The 19,481-nt window shown below is 38.0% G+C and carries 18 protein-coding genes; 4 read left to right on the forward strand and 14 right to left on the reverse strand.

The features are described from left to right. Positions 1–76: 76 nt before the first annotated feature. Entirely contained in the window at positions 77–973 is an 897-nt protein-coding gene (locus RG47T_RS22805) for a winged helix-turn-helix domain-containing protein (protein ID WP_074492079.1), read from the reverse strand. Positions 974–1,077: 104 nt separating this feature from the next. On the opposite strand from RG47T_RS22805, the gene RG47T_RS22810 reads away from it, so the two are divergent. Next, entirely contained in the window at positions 1,078–1,680 is a 603-nt protein-coding gene (locus RG47T_RS22810) for a YceI family protein (protein ID WP_139235696.1), read from the forward strand. 3 nt (positions 1,681–1,683) lie between these two features. Here RG47T_RS22810 and RG47T_RS22815 read toward each other — a convergent pair whose 3' ends face one another. Further along, positions 1,684–2,115, reverse strand: a complete 432-nt coding sequence (locus RG47T_RS22815; RefSeq protein WP_074492084.1) for a VOC family protein — start codon at positions 2,113–2,115, stop codon at positions 1,684–1,686. A gap of 147 nt (positions 2,116–2,262) precedes the next feature. Next, positions 2,263–3,699, reverse strand: coding sequence for a cyclodeaminase/cyclohydrolase family protein (locus tag RG47T_RS22820; protein WP_074492086.1), 1,437 nt, complete (start codon positions 3,697–3,699; stop codon positions 2,263–2,265). Positions 3,700–4,285: 586 nt separating this feature from the next. Between RG47T_RS22820 and RG47T_RS22825 the strand changes: the two genes are divergently transcribed. Further along, positions 4,286–4,597, forward strand: coding sequence for a hypothetical protein (locus RG47T_RS22825; RefSeq protein ID WP_074492088.1), 312 nt, complete (start codon positions 4,286–4,288; stop codon positions 4,595–4,597). A 536-nt stretch (positions 4,598–5,133) separates the two neighbouring features. Then, positions 5,134–5,382, forward strand: a complete 249-nt coding sequence (locus tag RG47T_RS22830; protein WP_074492090.1) for a hypothetical protein — start codon at positions 5,134–5,136, stop codon at positions 5,380–5,382. 123 nt (positions 5,383–5,505) lie between these two features. On the opposite strand, the gene RG47T_RS22835 is transcribed toward RG47T_RS22830, so the two are convergent. From RG47T_RS22835 to RG47T_RS22870, 7 genes are all read right to left on the reverse strand, one after another. After that, positions 5,506–7,821, reverse strand: a complete 2,316-nt coding sequence (locus tag RG47T_RS22835; protein ID WP_074492092.1) for an ATP-binding protein — start codon at positions 7,819–7,821, stop codon at positions 5,506–5,508. Further along, positions 7,814–9,295 (reverse strand): metallophosphoesterase family protein, encoded by a 1,482-nt coding sequence (locus RG47T_RS22840; RefSeq protein ID WP_074492096.1) that lies wholly within the window; start codon positions 9,293–9,295, stop codon positions 7,814–7,816. Before RG47T_RS22840 ends, RG47T_RS22835 begins: the two co-directional genes overlap by 8 nt. A gap of 1,505 nt (positions 9,296–10,800) precedes the next feature. Further along, positions 10,801–11,508: an FISUMP domain-containing protein gene (locus RG47T_RS22850; RefSeq protein WP_074492098.1), complete on the reverse strand. Its 708-nt coding sequence runs from the start codon at positions 11,506–11,508 to the stop codon at positions 10,801–10,803. 74 nt (positions 11,509–11,582) lie between these two features. Then, positions 11,583–11,774 carry a hypothetical protein gene (locus RG47T_RS22855; RefSeq protein WP_074492099.1) on the reverse strand — a complete coding sequence of 64 codons (192 nt, stop codon included), beginning with the start codon at positions 11,772–11,774 and terminating at the stop codon, positions 11,583–11,585. Between the two features lie 313 nt (positions 11,775–12,087). Next, a complete protein-coding gene (locus RG47T_RS22860) occupies positions 12,088–12,588 on the reverse strand; it encodes a hypothetical protein (protein WP_074492101.1) in 501 nt (166 codons plus the stop codon). Beyond that, on the reverse strand, positions 12,588–12,857 hold the full coding sequence (locus RG47T_RS22865) for a hypothetical protein (RefSeq protein ID WP_074492102.1): 270 nt from the start codon (positions 12,855–12,857) through the stop codon (positions 12,588–12,590). The genes RG47T_RS22860 and RG47T_RS22865 overlap by 1 nt, the downstream gene beginning before the upstream one ends. A 22-nt stretch (positions 12,858–12,879) precedes the next feature. Beyond that, positions 12,880–13,389 carry a hypothetical protein gene (locus tag RG47T_RS22870; protein ID WP_074492104.1) on the reverse strand — a complete coding sequence of 170 codons (510 nt, stop codon included), beginning with the start codon at positions 13,387–13,389 and terminating at the stop codon, positions 12,880–12,882. A gap of 516 nt (positions 13,390–13,905) precedes the next feature. On the opposite strand from RG47T_RS22870, the gene RG47T_RS22875 reads away from it, so the two are divergent. Then, entirely contained in the window at positions 13,906–14,199 is a 294-nt protein-coding gene (locus tag RG47T_RS22875) for a hypothetical protein (RefSeq protein WP_074492106.1), read from the forward strand. A 214-nt stretch (positions 14,200–14,413) separates the two neighbouring features. Here the strand turns inward: RG47T_RS22875 and RG47T_RS22880 are convergent, their stop codons facing one another. The 4 genes from RG47T_RS22880 to RG47T_RS22895 all read right to left on the reverse strand — a co-directional run bounded on the left by RG47T_RS22880 (position 14,414) and on the right by RG47T_RS22895 (position 19,421). After that, entirely contained in the window at positions 14,414–16,120 is a 1,707-nt protein-coding gene (locus RG47T_RS22880; protein WP_171972586.1) for a hypothetical protein, read from the reverse strand. A 273-nt stretch (positions 16,121–16,393) separates the two neighbouring features. Continuing rightward, on the reverse strand, positions 16,394–16,807 hold the full coding sequence (locus RG47T_RS22885) for a hypothetical protein (protein ID WP_074492111.1): 414 nt from the start codon (positions 16,805–16,807) through the stop codon (positions 16,394–16,396). A gap of 248 nt (positions 16,808–17,055) precedes the next feature. Continuing rightward, positions 17,056–18,141 carry a hypothetical protein gene (locus tag RG47T_RS22890; protein ID WP_074492113.1) on the reverse strand — a complete coding sequence of 362 codons (1,086 nt, stop codon included), beginning with the start codon at positions 18,139–18,141 and terminating at the stop codon, positions 17,056–17,058. 77 nt (positions 18,142–18,218) lie between these two features. Then, on the reverse strand, positions 18,219–19,421 hold the full coding sequence (locus RG47T_RS22895; protein ID WP_074492115.1) for a site-specific integrase: 1,203 nt from the start codon (positions 19,419–19,421) through the stop codon (positions 18,219–18,221). Positions 19,422–19,481 lie beyond the last annotated feature (60 nt).

Raw genomic sequence — 19,481 nt, forward strand, 5'->3', positions numbered from 1 at the left:
TGAATGAATCACTGCTGATTGATTTAAAATTCAGCAATAGTTATTCTAAAACGTAAAAAAGCTTCAGATTTTTCGACTAAAGCTTTTTGACTTGGGTAGCCTCATCAATATTCAATTTATATCCTTTGCCGTGTATATTGATCAGTTGAATAGAATGGTCATGTTCCAGTTTCTTTCTTAATTTGGAGATAAATACATCCAAACTCCGGCCAACAATTACGCCTTCGTCTTCCCAGATTTCTTTTTGAAGCCTGCTGCGTTCAATGATGGCATTTGGCGAGCCAGCGAAAATTTGGAATAGCTTAGTTTCTTTCGCTGTTAACTCAATGATTATCTCTTTGGTAATTAATTGCCGTTTATGAGGGTTAAATAGGGTATGCCCTATTTGATAGCCATCTTTAACAGTATTGTTAGCTGGTGCAATCTGTTTTCTGTTTTTCACCGGGCCGGAAATTATGAGCCCCATAAATGCCAGTAAAAATACACCTGCGAAACTATACCCTTTTTGTACAGTGGTAAAGCCCTTCTGTTGGAATTTTAGATCGATAACATAACAACTTTTTGGCTGCTTTCTGCCCGAGCAAGGCATAATATCATCTTTTACATTATCTGCCATGGCATAGCCAAATATGATATCTTTTCCGGTGCAATTTAATACGTTAACAACGTAATTATGGCTCAGGTTCTCTTTGGCAAGCGTACGGCTAATTATTTTAACCAATGAGTTTGATTGAAAGGTAAATTCATTTTCAAACCTGATCTGATATTCGTTTTCGGCTATTTTTTGTACAGGTAATACCCTCGAAGTACTATCGCCCGAATACAGCAGTATTTCGTGGCCAATCTCCCTGAACAATATTTTCTGCCTGGCCAAACCGTAATTGTTTTCCTGGGTCAGGGTAAAAGCCGCACATACGGTGATGATCAATAAAAGGGATGTGAGCCCTAACAGGTATTTGATTTTTGTAGTCAAGGGGTTTGGCGTTAATTTTTACAAAATTTACAATTTTATTTACAATAATTATTGCGGTAAACCTGCTGTGCCTTAATAGGTTTGCGTTACAAATATCGGTAATTATGTTAAAAAAATCTTTGTTTTTAATGCTGCTCGTCTTGTTGCAACTTGGCGCTGTTGCCCAGCAAACCTATCGTTTAAATACGCAGCAAAGTAAAATTTTGTGGGATGCCAGGAAAACGATGGGCGGCCATTATGGTTACATCCTCTTTAGCTCAGGTAGTTTAAATTATTCACCTGGCGGCGAACCCAATAGTGGTGCTTTTACACTGGATATGAATAATATGCACAGTACCGACCATGCTTTGGCCGCTGATAACCAAAAGGTGGATAATGAGCTAAAGACGCCTAAATTCTTTAAGATGGCTCAATATCCAACGGCTACCATAAATATTACGCAGATTAGCCGTGTAGGGCAGTCAGCATTATATAAAGTATCGGGAACCCTTACTATAAAGGGCATTACCAACCCTGTTGTATTTGAGGCAACGATTGTAAAAAAGGGCAAGCTTATTAATGTTTCTGCCAAAACAACTGTAAACCGCGTTAAATGGCATATTGATGTACCGGAAAGTCAGCAGTCGTGGAATATACTTACCGCATTGCAAAATAATATGATTGCTGATGAGATTGGCATCTCATTAAGTTTGGTATTTAATGAATAATTGTCAATTATTATTTGGGTCGAACTCTACAATCCATTCGATGCCGTATTTGTCTCTAAACATTCCAGCGTATGTACCCCAAGGACTATCGCCAATGGGCCCTTCAATATCTCCACCTGCTGATAGTCCGTTAAATATTTTGTCGGCCTCTTCGCGGCTGTCGGCATTAACTGCAATTTTCGACCTGTTTTCATTTTCGTTTACCCGACCCATAAATTGGGGGACATCATTGGCTATTAACACATTGTGCCTGCCAATGGGCAAGGCAATGTACATGATTTTATCGGCTTCATTTTCCGGCACCTGGAAATCCATGCCTGATAAGTCTTTGAACCGAATGATCTTTGCGAACTCTCCACCGAAAACCGATTTGTAAAAAGTGAAAGCTTCTTCGGCATTGCCGTTGAAGTTGATCCAGGGGTTAATTGCTTTCATAATTTTTTAATTGGTTTATTTTCACTTATGCCAATATACAAAATCTCTTAAACGCAAAAAAGCCTCAGTATTTCTACTAAGGCTTTTCTTTCTGGGTAGCGGGATTAAGGCCAAGCCGCTCGATGACCTAAAATATTGTCATCAAGTTTAGCTAAATGGTATTGCAGCGGGAACAATTGATCCAAATTCTACTAGACAAAGTTCTTCTAATCTAATAGACATAGTTTCAATTGATACATTAAAAACTTCTGCCATGGATTTAAACGGCATGCCATAAATCGATTCAGCTGAAGCGATAATTCTTGATAATTCTCGCAAATTTCTGCATTGGGACTTAAATGAAGTCAGGCTACCACCTGTTAAGGCAAAAACATTATCTTCATTGATAAAAAATCTCTCTAATTGAAATATTCCTTGAAATAATTCTTTTACTTGCTTTTTTGGCATTAAAAAATAAGACGCGAATTTATCTGCCTGTAATTCAATAGTTGCTCTTGGAATATTATTGGACCCATCTAATGCTCTATCGCGGTGTAAAACAGTTTCCTTATGCAAAAGTGCATGTCCGAGTTCATGTGCTAACGTGAAATTTTGAACATGAATTGGGAACTTTTTAGAAATGCCAACTATCTTTTTATCGTTGTCAATTATTCCTGCAATCTCTACAGATTCACCAAACATATCATATGCCCCGAGTGTCTCCCGTCTAAAGACTTGATAATTTAATAATTTTTCAATTGCTATGTTGGGGTTTAAAATTTTTCGTGGATTTTCTGGTTTTTTCTTTTTCCAAATTGTATTTCGATATTTCCATAAAATATTTTGTACGTTTCTGGCGATTTCTTCAATATCAGTATTCTTCAACCTCGTATTTTTCAATCTAATTGTTTGAAGGCTTTTGACTTCTTTTTGAAGGGATTGATTGGCTTCAACTTCTTTTTCAAGGACTAAAAGACTGTCTTTAGCTCGTGAATGTAGTTCATCATATTGAAATTTTAGGTTCTTTATAATAGGTTCCGTTTTCTTGATCCATTTTTCGTCTTCGATAGAAAGAAGGTTTAAATTAATCACTGATAAACATCCAGCAATAACAGCGACCGAACTATTAAGGGCAACACCTGAATCTCCCCTGGCGGATCTAAAAGCATTGTTAAACGTAAATGTTGCAATTTTCGCTAAGTCAATACATAGGGTTGCAATTTCGATTGGTGTTTCTGTAGCCAGCTTAAGTGCATCTTTGGCTTGTTGTTCTAATTCGTGTTTCTTTTTAAATTGTTTTTCAACATTTCTGGCTATACGTAATTGTATGGTGGCATCAAATTGCTCAGAATCTTGTTGAAATAATTTTTTTAATCTTGGATAGATTCGAGTGTTGATTTCCGAGGACATTATCTGAAGTTGTGGGCGAATAGATTGATAGTCGATTCTTTTTTCATCGATTGTAAGGTCTATCACAGTTAAAATTAATTGAGCTGATAATAATCCTTGAAAGGCGGCTGCACTGCCAGAGCCGGGTTTGTGGCTTCCTTCGCCAAATTTTTCAAGAAGCTTTTCAGTTGATAATTCTAGTAGATTGCTATTCATAATTCCCTTAAATCAAGATTATTAAGTAATAAATTTACGAATAATAGATTTGTACTTCTATGAGAGAGTTTTTAACATTCATAGGGGTTATTAACAAATAGCAAAGAAAAATCTCTTAAACGCAAAAAAGCCTCAGTATTTCTACTAAGGCTTTTCTTTCTGGGTAGCGGGAGCAGGACTCGAACCTACGACCAAAAAGCCTCTATATGACGTTTAAACGAACATTTCTTATAACTGTGTACCTTATAAAGTACCGGCACTCCATTAATTAATACTAAGTTACGATAATTGAATGTCTTGTTGTAATGCTTGCGTTAAGTAAAGCCCAGGGCTTTCAGAAGCGGTTGTGAGTTTCCCATACGTTTTGAAGTTAAGTGAATAAAAGAATTATGATGCTCTACACGCTTATAGCAATCAAGTGCAAGATGGCAAACGAATAAATGAAGGCCTGTGAGTGAGGCTGTGTTTATGCGGGAAGCTCTTGCACGCTACAGCAGCTATTAAGCGTAACTTTGCTGAATAATTCTATTCTTCCCTTTGTTCCATAACCTAATATTTTTAATAGGAAAATTTGTATATTGTATTTATGGAAATGGATGCAATTAAAATCGAAACTGATGTCACTGGTAATCGAACTGGATTTATAATTAATACACAATATGAAGAAGCATTGCAGAATGGTAATCATAGTATATCTTATCAAGAAGAATTAGTTTATAAAATCTTCAGGCGTAATGTTAGTCTGTTCGGTATAGAACTTCTTACAGATGGAAATTATCCAATTGAATTGTTTCAAAAAGAATTTCTAGCGGCGTCTATTGTTGAGCCTGGCATGCCACTACCTTTAAGAGAAAGTATTGATTACTACAGATATATTGAGGATGAAGAATTAGAATAAGTTTATTAGAGAGATATTTTCACCTACACTTCACTTGAAAAACATGGTTTTATACCCCCTAAAGTCAAAGTGTAGGAAAAGTTCAATTTGAGGATGGAAAGGATTGAGGATTCACCCATTATCCTTTAAAAGCTAAGTCTGATAAATAATTGGTAAATAACTATTAAAACACCACTTAAGTGGCAATTTGACCGTGTACTTTTTAATGTTGCGTGGCGATATGTCATTGCACGTTGTAGTCTACACTTTACTTCAATTTTAGGGTTATATATCCCCCCCCCTTTTTTAGTCAACTGTAGTAGCTGATATTTTGGAAATGTAAGATTGGTACATGCCGTCTGACCTACAATCTTTAAAAGTTACGATAAGCAGATAGCCACCTAAGTGCCGAACATAATAATTTATATACTGTTCGTCCAACACCATTTGCTCTAAAAATGTGCGCAATAGATTAGTTACGATTGAATGTAAATTTTTTCATTAGAAGACTCAAATTATAAGTTAATAATTGTATTTTCAAGTATAAACTTTATAAAATGGAATCAGATACACCTAAACAACTTGGCATGCTCAAAACCAAACAAATAGCAGGCTTTACATCAGATGAAAACCTTCAAGTATCTTTAGAGAAGTTAATTAAACGGGTTGATGAACTCGAAATAGAGAAGTCAAAGCATAACCAACTTAAATTAAAAGCAGCTATTGATTATGCATCTAGCTTTGAAGCTAATAAATTACCTACATGGGGAGAAATTCATCAATTACTAAAGAAACTTGAAAATTGATTTATGTAAGGATTAGATTTTTGCATTTACCCAATCGAATTTAGTTTTCATACAGAAACCAAGTTAAAAGCTTGGTTTCTGTACACGGACAATTTATTTTAATAGTTGATAAATTTATGGTTATCAATTATTCTTATCTATATATAAAATGTCACATTTTACCTCAAATCTTTTTCTTTCGTTTGGTTGAGGTAGGAAACTCTGTTCTATTGCAGGAGGAATAGGAATGAAAATTCTATTCTTCATGATAATGGTACAAGTTTCAAATGTTCCACCACCCGAACCATCACTTATGAGATTTTGTGTTTGAAGATCATAGTAAAGTCCGAATTGTCCCGAATGATGCTCAAAAATAAAGAGTGCCTTCTGCCCACCCCATACAATAGATGTTCTATGTGGCTGCAAGAAAAAATCGCCACGTTCATTTTTAATTTTATCTGTTATTGCCAAAAAACACCTGTATCCTTTCAGAGGTTGTTCATTTATATCAATCGTTAACACTTTTCTTTCTGTTGAAACATCTAAACGTTGAATAGCAGGTAAAGGGCCAAAATTAGCATCTTCTTTTTGTCCAATTATTATTTCATTCTCCAAGACGTCAGGAACAATGTCTCTTACATGAGCAGTTGCACTAAAATCTAAAATTTGGGAACTTTTCACTAAGGCCTTTCCAGCGCGATCTGAAGCTTGTTGGAAGGATACTCTTCCAATTAAATAATCTTGCCAGATTGAAGTGAGACTATCAAGATCCTCATTATCGTATTCGAAAATTTCTCTCGTTCGATTAATGGTTTTTAGAAATGCTTCCGCGCCTTGCCTGGTTGAACTCGGTACCAAGTCAGCCACCCGAGGAAAAATGACATTCCTAACAAAATCTTTTACCATGTGGCCAAATGCATTGTATTCATTTTCAAAAATGCCTAAGATTAATTGAACGCTAGATCCGTTTGGATCTAAACAAATTTCAATTGGAACACTTTGATTGGTTACTAAAATTGGTAACCCATGCGTGATTACTCCGAATTTAATATCGGCTTCAAGAAAATAATCTACTGATAGAACTGAAGCAATTCTAAAAGCTAATGCGCTTTGAGAAATGGATAGGTCATTATTAGGTATAAGTTTTATTACCTTGGGTTCATCCGACAACTCTTCAATATTACAAAATTGTCTTAAATAACCAAGCTCACAATCTCTTCGAGGATAATTTCTCGATATCATTATAATTGGGCGGTCTTCTGATGCGTGTTGAATAGTTGCATTGTCTGTTCCATGATATACTAATAAGGGAGATATTTTAGAACGTGTGACTAAATCTCTTAAGGCAATGGAATTTCCCGGTTCTATTCGTGCTTGCAAATAGGAACATAAATCAAATCGTTGATGTTGAGCTGCCCAAGAAACAAAATAGGAGTTTGAATTACTCTCAGGCCTATTGCCAATTTTAAGGGAAATTAATCTGTCCAATAGAGTAACTATTCTTTGCAATAAATTTACACTATCGGTTGTTAAAGCCTCTCTACCCGCTGTTGGTTGTAAAAACAAAAAGTCTGCGATTCCTCCTAATTGATACGAAGAAGAAACGGCAGTAACTGCTAGTCCGAAACCGCTACGAAGTGTTTGTAATGACGACTGTCCTTGTCTTAATACCATTTTTCCCTCAAGTTGCTGAGATCCATAAATGATGTTTGTTACTACTATTCTAATGTCTCCATTGAAAGCTCCGGTAAGTTGTATGCTTGCGTAGAAACCTTCACCTAAATCAACATTGTTTTCTTTAAACTCCCATGTTAATGGAAAAGTTGGTATTGAATTTTCAATTGGTCTTTGACTTACATTTATGCCATTAAGATTAACATTGATTGTGAGGTGGCCTACAAATTGTGATATATATGTTACTGCTTCTTGAACATTAATAAACTTATCGGGCTGTATAACTGCTGTAATAAATGTACCTGGATTCCCCGTCGTTGGTATATTTTCAAAGACTATGCAGTCTTCTGTTACTGAGAGTGTTGATCTTGAAGCGCTACATGATGTTCGCTCTCCATTTTTAGCGCTTTCAGATTCGACAATAAGATCCTCTGCAATGCCAAAATTAGCCATTGCTCCAATACCAAAAGTCCCTACTACACCTGCTGCCTGTGCTTCTTTAGTATTTTTACTACTAGAGCCAGCCCGCCAAAAATGATTTCTCAAGTCTTCACTACTCATGCCAATGCCATTGTCTCTAACAGTAATTTTTCCAGGCTCAATAGTTATATCAATTTGAGCATCGAAAGATTGTCCCAGGTATTTTCGCAGCAATATAGCATCATAAGAGTTCTGAACATTTTCTCTAAGTAAGGCAAAAGGTGTTGGGTATATTTGCGAAGCAAGAACTTCAATTACCCTGCTTATTTCTATGGAAAATGGAATTTTATTATTTGCTTCAGCCATGGTTTGTGATCTGTATTTGTATTTCAATTCTCTTTCTTAATTCGTCTTCTGTAGCCTTGGGCAAACCTAGTTTATCACCAAAAGTATCAAGCATTTTTTTTGCCTCAGAATAGTTATGGATATTATTGAAAGATTCAACTTTTAGTATAAGCTCAAAGATGTTTAACGGTGGGTCAATTACAGAAAGTATACTGGGCCAGTCAGAAGCAGATTGGGCCGCCTTTAAGAAAAGCTGTCGTTGATAGCCTTCTTGACTTAAGTTTAGTTTAAGTAAAATCTTAATAGTTTCTTTAGGGCTACCATTCATTAACAGGAACTCTGCACTTTCGGTCAATTCTCTAATTTTAGCCCCTTCAACATTTACGTTCTTGCCTAAGACATTTTTAGAATTCTCCCAATTTAGGTCTGTATAACTGTTACCTCCTAATTCATGAAATCTTCCAGGGGAAAACAAATTGGAAATTCTCATTTCTCTAACATGAACCCTTACGCTTTTTAAATCCTTGGAAATCTCTAAAATGTTATATTGTCTAGGTACTCCGGTTGGTAGATCATATCGGCCAGCGCAAAGTGAGCCGGCACTTACAACTGCCATTCTTTCCTGATCAGGAAGCCATACTTGATATGGAGCTACCTGTGCTTTATGCTGGTGGCCGTAGACACCCAATCGAAAATTTCTTCCAATCATACTCTTAACAACATCTATATCCATATAGTCAGATCTGTAAGGCGGTCCCTCTATATTATGATGCCATACCGCCATAAGTAAATCGAATGATCCTATATCTTTTAGTTCTAAATAACTGCGGGCAATTACTTCTTTACGGATCATTCCATGAAAAGCAAAACAATCGTTTCCATAACATGAGTTATAAGCAGCTATGGCTATTTTACCGTCAAATAGTTTATATAAATTGGCATCAGACTTTGGCTTAACACTTAATAAACCACTAACTCCCGCATAGAATTGTTCGAAAAAATTCCAGTATTCATCTAAGCGTTTCTCATAAAGTTCAGTATCTACTATTTTATAAGCAACCTGTTCTTTCCAGTCCCATCGAAAAAGTGAATGTTCGTTAAGCAGTTGTTGGGAAAAGTCCTTAGGTATTTCACTTTTCTCTAATCGTTTCATTGCACTAAAGGCAGTGTTCCAATCAATATCATGATTACCAGGCACGATCACAACTTTAGATTTATCTCCATCAAGAAACCTATTAGTTAGTTCATTGAGAAATTCTAAAGCAGTGTTATATTGATTTTTTAAACTAGCTTGATAATTTGCCGACCCCAACGAAACTCCCTGAATAAAATCTCCACTGACAATTATCGCCTCAGGGATAGGAATTTTAGGGCTTTCTTTGATATATCGCTCTCTATCGAGAATCAACGAAGACAAAAGTTCATCATTTGAAATCGGATCATGCAGAGACCTGTGAAGGTCTGAGATATGCAATATCGAATAAGAATCATTCATTAATATCGACTTTACAATTATTAAATAATATCGACGAATAAAGGACTAAATCGTTATGCTGTAAAACGCGCATTATATATGAATAAGGAGTTAGTGTTAATGCACCAATATATAAAATCTTAACTGAAGAACACTATGGTGTTTTAACGGTATTTGCACGAAATACTTATTACTGCCTAATGATGTAGTGCCATCTTGTTTGTGTTTATATTAAACTTTATCGAATCATATAGTATTGCTTAGTAAGCTTAAACTATTATTAAAGTTACCTTGGTTCGGTAATTTAGTTTGAGCAAATATTAGCAAAGTCGTTTTCAGTCCATTAGGGGATATGAGGGGATTTTGTTAAAGGAGTAGTTCTGCGAGACGACTGCGAGTTGAGCAAATGGTCTTCAGAAAGAAGCTCGCAAGAGCGATCTGAAGAATGCTTCACTAAGGCTTGGCGCTGGTTTTGACGTGCAAGGGAATGAGCGTAGGCCTGAAACCCGTGACATAGCCTGAAGCCATTTGCGATGGCGCAGGCGAGCCTAATATGGGGACTGTCTGAATGAAATGGTAATACAGCGTAGCGGAATGCTATTGAAGGCAGAGATAAGTTCCGTGAGGAATGACTTTGCGAAAAGCAGCAATCGTGACAGTCTGTGTTAACAGTGAACCTTTAGTGTGCTGCAAGCTTACTAAAGTGAACGAAGACTGGCGATATTGATGTTGAGCTTACTAATGACGAACACCTATCTTCCTGGTGTGTGGATGGCCTCTGCGCTATGGCAATGAAGAACAGAGTGAGCCTTTCCCGTTGTAAGCAACCCGAGCGGGGAGGGCTCATGATGGTTCTGATCGCATTCAGTTTTTAAACGTCCTTACAATCTCTTTATAATCCAACACTGTTACCCTCCCACTTCGTTTAAGTACCTTGATTTGAAAACTGCCTTTCAGTTTATATAACGAATCTCCAACGTCGATAAGATTTTCCCATTCTGACCAAAGTTCTAAAATATGTCCATCAGATACTCTCACAGTCTTAGTATTATGGTTCTGCGTTTGATGATATATCGAGTCAGCCGTCCCATGAAATGCTTCAAGTGCTGCCTCTTGCAGTATTAGTTCTTTTGCACTCGGACCTTTACTGCTAACCCAGTACAGAATTACTACTAAAGCAATGCAAGCGAAGCGGAATACGTGCCAAAAGGTTATCTTATTCATTTATAATTGCAACACGCTGTAATGATTACAGCATCTAATGTAATGCATTTTATCAAAGGAATCAATTCGATATAAGCAACAGAAGCGGGGAAGGCAAGTGTGGGCTTATGGTAGGTGTATCAAACTTTGTATTCCGGCTTTACACATTTGTAGTACTCGGTGCCGAAGATATTATATTGGTGATACAACATTTTTGCACAAACCATTGAAAGTTTGTTATACTGTAGATACAAGAAGAGCCTACCCAATCAGGTAAGCTCCCCATTACTGCGTGTTAACTTTTAAAAGGTAAAGCCTCGTAATCAATTGTCTTTAACAAAGCGCAAGCTAAAGTAGAGTTGATCCACGGTGTTACCTTTGAATACTGAGGCATAATCCTCAGTACTACCATCAGTAAACTTATAATTGCTAAGCTCTAAAGCATAATGATGTGTTGTGTTGATTCCACCTTCCACTGTACTTGCAAGTACGTCAGATGCCCAGAAATCGGTGTAATGACCAACCCCAGAATATGCAGGCAGTTGAGGTGTGCGAGTGATAATGTAAGAGCTTACCCCAACAGGATAGGCATTGAAGCCTAACATATTCGTTCCATTTATATAAGTCCAGACTGTTACGGAACGTAGTTTGGTACTTGCGGTGCCGTCTACTGTAATGTCACCATCAGAATTTGTTGAGGTTGTCCCTGCTGCTTTCAGCAAGTCTATAAAGTCCTGTCGGGTTGGTAGCCTCCAACCTATAGGTAATGAAATTGCTTTAGCCTGTGCCATTGTATAGAGCTTACCATAGGTAGCATTGTTCGTTGAGCTAAATGCGTAATTGACACCACCAGTACCGTTATAATTTGATGATGTCCAGGTCTTGGTGCCTATTTTGACAATAGGGTAATCTGTCCCACCAATGGTAACGGAGGTTGGCGTAGGTGTAGTTGGTGTAGCATCGTTGCTGCCACCTTTAGAGCATGAGAATAGTGTTAAGGCTGTTAGAGCCAGTAGAGCGATCTTCTTCATTTGGATTGATCTGTAAAGTTTAAGTGTATGTAGAATTGTTATTTAAAGCACGTGAAGTTTTATCAAGTGATCACCTATTTCAATTCTGGAGGGTCGGCAATGAACATGGCGACGATCCAAAGTGGGATAACGCCGATGAGGAATACTGTTCGTGCGGTGACTGACCAGATCGTAAAATCAGAATTGAGTTGTGTAAAAGAAACGCCTGCATAGAATAAGGCAACGAGGAAGGCATAGATCAACCAGCCTTTGGTTTTAACGGACATTGGTAAAAGGTTCTATTACCGATTAGTCCTCAATCGGTGGGTTTATAACACGGAAGCGCCTGGACTAAACTAAATTTATCGTACCAGAGGCTCGGCAAAGGGCCCGTATAACAACAAACAAGTCTTCGTCCAGACGCTTCGCGCCGGACGTTGATCTCATTTGTTCTGTTATACTTATGAATTTTGCCGATTCCTGGTACAGAACAAATAAAGCAACGCTTTATAATCTTAATGATATGTAGTAGTAATGATACTGTCTATTTAGTTCCTCCTGTGTTGATTTGGAGCAAAGGTAAACAGTATCAGTGATAGGTTAAGCGACCTTGCGCAATTTTCTTTTAATTGCTTTGGGCTTGTGCTTAATGTGATGGAAGATGTGGTTCTTCAGACCGACTTCCTCTAAGAACTCGTAGAACTCTGAGCATTCAGTTACAATGTAGTCTGTCCTGACGCAATCCTCAATATTGATCGCTGTGGTAGTTGACATAGTTACCTTATAAAGAATGCGTAGAAACATCCCTGACAATGGTTCATATTCCAGGAAGCCGGGCTGGCTGTCACAGCCAAAGTTGATGGCAAGCTTATCGTCCTTATGACATTCAAGGCGCATGTATAGTAACGGGTTGATGAACTCGTGAACAATGGTGCCCTCGATGATTGGTACCTTGTCTTCACGGATCAGGCTGTAACGATGCGGGTCTTCAGGCAGTGTTGCCAATAACGCTTTAGTTTGTTTTAAGACCTCGAAATATGCTGCCTTAACGCAATCATTATAAGTTAAGCCTCGTAGGTCTGTAGTGATGGTACTTTTCATTATTGTAATTGGTTGAAGTAGTTGATTTCAATTAGTCTGATTAGCGGAACGAAGTAGGCAGAATCAAGGTAAGGCTGATCTCCAAAGGCTTGATGTAAGTAGCATTCTTGCCTGAACCAATCGTATTCCATAAGCTCTTGCACAAATGGCCACTCTACGAGTACGTAAGTGCCGGTTGAGATTTTATCGATGATCGCTGATAGTGGTGTACTCATTAGGTTAACTTTTAAAATGAAAAAGCCTGAACGGTTTTGTCGCTCAGGCTTCATTGGGTTATGTGAAATGGGTTAATTAAGCTTGCTGTGCAGCATCAAAGCTGAGGATAGAGAAATATTTGGGATCGTCTTTGTAATACTGCCTCATGTCTTTGAAATAATTTGCCATGCTGTGTTCGATGGGTTTAGCCTTGCCGACAGTTCCAAGCATGGCTGCAATGGTCTCTTTAAACGGACTATCATCTATGTGGTAGTGTATTTCATACTCAAAGAAATGGTTACACTCTAATTCCATATATAAGGTACTGCATGCGATGATGTGCATAGTGCATGGGTTCTCAGAGTTATCATGTCGCCAATCTCTGTCATAGAAATATTCATTCTGCTGTGCATAGAGCTTGCGGATTTTATTACGGATGGTCATGAAATGCTTCTCATGAAGCCAATTGATGCCAATGTTGTTCTTGCCCATGTGATGGTACTTAGCAACCTTCCAGCGTTTAGCAACGCGATATTTTCTTATAGGCGTTTCAGGCTCTTCGGGTATGAACTTGTAGAGCTTGTTGGGATTGAACTCAAAATGCATGGTTAAAGGTTGTTAGTGGGTGATTGGAAAAGTTAACTTTTAAGGATGATGAGACAGTTGGCATGCTTCTTAGATAGGCTGTGAGGTAACTTTGCGCTACGCTATAAAGTCCGCTTTTTGCGGATCGACAAACAGCCTGAGCGTGCTCAAGCCATATATAAAATGAATTTTCCAGAGTGAAGGTTCGGGGCGTGTAATCAGACCCAGTGTCATGTTCAAACCATGCACAACTTTTCAAATTGGTAAATGGTTACCAAAAGCAGTGGGCTATATATGAGTCGCTTCTAAATAGTTCAAGGGCGGGGGAAATTGGATACAGATACGCATATGTGGATGGGTACCTATGATCTAATGCATTGCGTGATTAGCATTAAAATTGTAGAATAACGTTAATACTGGTGTGCCCTTATGCCATGCTTGAAGATATAATCTTTTATGCTATCAGATTCCAATATTGTTTATATTAGACGTATCTTATAATTACTTCAACTCACTTTGACTTTGCGCAATACTAATATGATAACAACATTAGAAGAACTTAATCAGAAGATCGACGAACTTAAAGCAAAACGAAACGTCAGTAAGGTTATCATTACAACTCATGATAACTTTTACAAGATAGATGCATATTACATAGGCGCAGTAATGATTCCCGGTAAGATTATTGTAGATCCAAAAACTAGAAATGCTGTATTGATGAGAGGCCCTATACTAGTAGAAAGCTTTGAAATTAGAAAGCACATAATTAAAGTATCTGAAGGCGACTTGAATAAGGAACTTCTTTTAAGTGAGTACACTTTCTCATCATGAAATTAGTATTCACTAACCATTGAGATTAAACTATTAGTAAAAGTAAGATTGCGGTATACCATTTGCTGATACCATGTCCAGTAAATAGAAAAGGGCATATACCCTCAGTTAACAAGTGGACATCAAAAAAATTAATTAAATTAATTAACTCAATCAATTAGTTATGTCCAGAGATTAACACGGGGTATATACCCTTACTTACAAAGTGGACACGTTAAAAGTTGTGAACGTATCCTAACACTTCATACCCTCTTAACCAGTTGCCATTTTCATCTTTACGAATCCTGGTACGCTCAGATAGTATAGCACCATTGCGAAGTAGTTGAATAGTTGGTTTGAGGTCGGTCAAGCCCGTTTCTGTAATTCCTTTAGTAAGTAACGGTTCTATCTCCTTACTGGTGTAACCTTTTATTTTAAAAGTTCGCTGTATGTACCTGATGATTGGTAGTAACCGCTTCAAGCCTTGAGATTGCTCCATCTGTTTGGAAATTTTGTTGATGTTGTAATCTAATTTTGAGGCATTCTCTAAGCCATATTGGTCTATGACCGACATCTGATCCGGGTAACTAAATCTCAATAATGGCAGGTTCACACTGCGGTTGAATGTGCTTTCGCTTTCCATTATCTCTTTAAGCCGCTGACTGACGAAATCGTTCACTGTAGTATAAGCGGTTTGATCGCTTATGTTCTGTAATTGTTCGTCGGTTAAACTATACGCTACAAACTTTGATTCCTCTGTAACAGTAAAATGAGAGACTGTTTTGTACCGCTCTATCAATGAAGTGGAAGCTTGGTAGTAGAGTTTCACTTGCTCTTTATACTTGAAGTTGTCCACCATAAAATAATTCAGGTTGCTGTCTCCCTTTCTTAAGAAGTAACCAAAGCCATTGATTTTCAATATTTCGTCAATGAAACTGTTAATGTATTCGATATCAGAGACTGGTTTAAAGGTTGAGATAAACTCGTGCAGTTTTCGCTTATCTTCCAGTATCGCCATAACCTCTGTTTCATTGAAGCTAGTCAGCTTTGAGTTGTAATTTGATATGTGATAAGCATCTTTTTTAACAATGATATCCGCCTCACCTTCTATCCGTTCAGGCTTTCTGAACCTTCCTACGATCTGTACTGCTTCTGTTGCGGGGTCTATTACAGAATGCTCCACAGCAATTACATCTGATAGAATAATGATGATGGGGTCGCAATGGTAATCCTCATAGTCTATGTCTACTGCTGAGAAAAAGCGATTGGTTAAGAAATTGTATTTTGCAAACTTGTCGTTGATCTGATCGTAAGCATGCTCAATGCCGTTTCGTCTTAAGTCCTTTGCACTCGTTTCAGAGCAGTAAACCGCATAATCGGTAAGCTTCAAACCTTTGATGATGTTACGTATACGCTTGGTTGATTTAAAGAAGATGAAATAGTTTCTATCTCTGTCTGCGCTGGTGCTGCTATACTGATCCAATATGGACTTAAGTTGATACACAATGTTATTAGTTGTAAACACTGTTATCGCTTGCTCGTGATTGTATGCGGGTTTGATGTTGATGTGAGTGAAGTCTTTGAAACGCGGGTCACTTGGAATAATCGGAGTTGCGGAGATGAATGCTTTACCATTAAAAGTAAAGAAAGCATCAATAGGATCAATAATACCTTCGCGGAAGCCCACGTCTTGTACCGCTTTCTCGCACTCATCGAATAACAGGAAGTAGTCCGAATAGATGCTGTCACCGATTGCCTCTATCACTTTCCAAAAGCTTTCAGGTGTGGTGATTATCTTTTTATATCCTTTGCGGTTGGCAACATAATTCCTGATGTCTTGAACAGTTACATCTTCATAAACACCCAATACAACTTTGTTCTTGCGCGCTTTGCCATTCATTTTATTGCACTTCCCTATGATGACAGGTAAATTATGTTCCACAATCAGACTGTTGCGTTTAAAGAATAATTCGAGGTGAGTTGCACCACATCCTGTTACCTCTTTGTTGTTGATACTGTTTGTTGGTATGCCTTCACTTTTAAAAGGTTCTAATTGACCCAGGAACTGGTTAAGTGCTAACCAATATGTTTTAGTTTCCATAAATTTTATAATGAGATTGCTTTCAGTTCCATCACGTGAACTGTTCGGTATAGTATTAAGTTAATGTTTAAGGAACCCGGCAACGGACTCGCTGCCGGGTGTGATTGTGAATTGTTAGTCGTTCATTGCTTCTTCAACCAACTGGTCGAGCGTAAAGCCAACCTTGAACTGACCATCCATATAGTCTTTAAGAAACTGTTTCATGTTACCTTCCAGGATGTATTTAAACCCAACGGTAGCATTAGATTTAAGGAAGTTAACAAAGGTGTACGGACGATCTGCTTTGTCTAAGCGGGTCACGATACTGCCTATGGTGCGATCACCATTCTGCATGCACTCGAACACGCCGTCGAGTTGTTCGATCTCAGGCTCTCTGAGCCTTTCTGCAAATTTTACAAACTCATCCGGGTTACTGTAAGGCTTGTCACCTTCTTTACCAAGAAATTGTTTCGCTGTTAAAACAATACTGCTACCACCTTTGGTAGACTTAGCGTTTGCGCCATGTAGGCGCATAAAAACTTTATTCATTTGTAATAGTATTGGAAACTCATGCACTATGCCTGGGAGAGTCTACATCCCGACAGACCGATGTACTTCTAATTAAGATCTCTGCAGCAATCTTGTTGTCAGCTGTTGTCCCTGTCTGTGTTACAAAAGAGTTTAGGGGAAAAAGATTTTGAAAGAGCCGGCTATAGATGGACGCAATGCTATATTAACTCACTGTTTATCAGTAAGAATAGTTTAAATTAGTTGTTTGTGAAGATTTTCTTTGAAAACTAAATTTCCCCGACATCCTTCATCATCAGCCTTACAGTCTCTGTAGTGATGCCATTATCCATGTAGAATCGTGTGAGGTAACTGTAGTCTTCGGGTACCGGTGTCGGTTTTCTCAACCGAAATGCCTTGAACAACGCGAAGTATTCAAATAGGAATGAGGCGATATCAGCTTTGGTCTTATAAATTTTTTGTTCTTTAAGGTAGTCACCAACCATGACACCAACCCTTGCAAGCGATGTAGGATTGCTTAATGCACGTTTCTTATACTGCTTGTACACCTTCTTCATTTCAGTGATATCAAAGTCGCTTTTAACGAACTCCTGGTAGAATATCGTGTTATGCTGCTTATGTTCCTCTAACATTGCAGTAAGGGTATAGGTAATGAGTTGTTCCCGAAATCTCTTTGGCAGTTCAATACTGTTAAGCGGTTCCCCTGAAATGCTTCTTAACAACCTTTCTTCGTTCGCTGTAACATTAAAAGTTAAATCTTCGGGAACATAAAGCTCCTTACCAAACACATCAACTCTTAAATATTTAACAATATCTTCCCGGTTCTTCTCTTCAGGCACGAACTCTATCAGATCTTCATACTCCATCGTTTCAAGCAATTCAGTCTTTGCGAAAAAATATTCCTGGGTGTATGCGTCGAAGACCTTCTTATACTCAGGCTTCTTCTCCATCATCTCAAAATGCGACCAACAGTTATTAGAGAAGTCCATAATAAACCTTGCATAGTCAAGCAGTCTGTTAAAACGGTTGTTTTCTATACTCTGCTTCTCAAAGTCCTCATGAAGAAATAAAATCAAGTATAGTAATGGGTCAAGGTGCATTTTGTCGATGCCTCTGTTGTCAAGCACCGCATGAAACGCATTTAGAAAGGACTCTACCTCGTTTACAATTTTGAACTGTGTACCGTACCTGCCTCCGAATTGGTGCTCAACAGTGTCTGGTGCATCTTTCCATAAACTATTTCTAAATGCTTCATTCGACCCTTTAAATGGATCGATAAGACGATGCTCGTGTATGCGAGCTATGGTGGCTTTAGGAATTTTTAAAGTAAAGGAGTAGTATTGAGCTTCTGACATGGTATTACAATTTTCAAAGATGTTAAAATCTTTGAAAAGAAGGTAGCAGAGCTATTAACTCTACTACCCTTTAATGCCTAAAGCTTCTTGTTTAGCTTTTTGATATGTCGTATGACAGAATCTTTAACAACCTTGGCGTAATGCTGCTCTGTGGTAGTTGTCTTACTGTGCCCTAAAAGAAACGATACAATTTCAACAGGTATATCGTTATTGAGCAAAACAGTTGATGCAAAAGTTTTTCTTGCAATATGATGTGTAAGGTGTACATTAATGCCTGCGACTTCCGCAACCTCCTTAAGATAAGAGTTCATCTTCTGATTAGAGATAACGGGTAATAGCAAACCTTCATTTAATGGGTAACCATATTTCTTCAATATCTTCATCGCTTTTGGGAGAACCGGAACCGCAATAGGCCTTTGAGTCTTTTGCCTAACCATATCAATCCAGAGTATTCCGTTATCATCTAATTGTAGGTGTTCTGTACTAAGCAAAGCAGCTTCGTTATAAGCTAAACCTGTATAGCACGAGAATATAAAACAGTCTCGAACAACACCCAGGCGCTCCTGTGCAAACTTATGAACTTCCAGTTTCTTTAACTCCTGGCTACTGAGAAACACGACCTCCTTTGTATACTTCTTCTTTTGATAAAGGATGAACGGGTCTGATGCAATCCACCCATTACCTACTGCGATCTTGATGACCTTCTTAACTCGTTCGATCACCTTATTGATGGTGTTTTGATTATGCCCTTTCTCAACTTTGAGGTAGTGGTCAAGGTCTTGGAGGAACCTCAGCTTTATCTCAACCAACTGGTAGTCGCTTAGGTTATAAGCGGATTGAATGAAGTCTTCTACATGCTTTTGTATCACTACAAATTTATCATAGGTAGCTTTTACATAATCTTTGCCAACAAGTTCTTTCATCTTCTCATTATGATACTCGAAAGCTTGCACGAGAGTTTTGTACTCCCTGTCATTACCTGCGTAGCGGTTATAAACGCTCTCTACTGTGAATGTGTAGGTCTCTTTTGCAATTGCATCGTATGCCTTTATAAGGTTAACACGAATTGTTTCAAGCCCGGAATTGACGTGCTGGGCATCTACCGAAGTTCCTCGATAGCGTTGCAACTGCCTGTTCCAACTATCCTCTTTAAGGAAGAAGCCTGTTGAGAATTGTTTCCGCTTACCATCTAAAGTAAGTCTGCAGAAGATTGGCATTGTGCCTTTTTCATTTGTCTTTGACCTGTACAGAAAGAACAGGATGTGAATGTTGTGTACCACTTGGTTTCACTGATTAAAAATAAAGAAATCAGAGTTCGATACTTTGTATTGATACACAGT

Origin of the sequence: Mucilaginibacter polytrichastri, assembly GCF_001911425.1 — a bacterium.
In the GTDB taxonomy this organism is placed as follows: Bacteria; Bacteroidota; Bacteroidia; order Sphingobacteriales; family Sphingobacteriaceae; genus Mucilaginibacter; species Mucilaginibacter polytrichastri.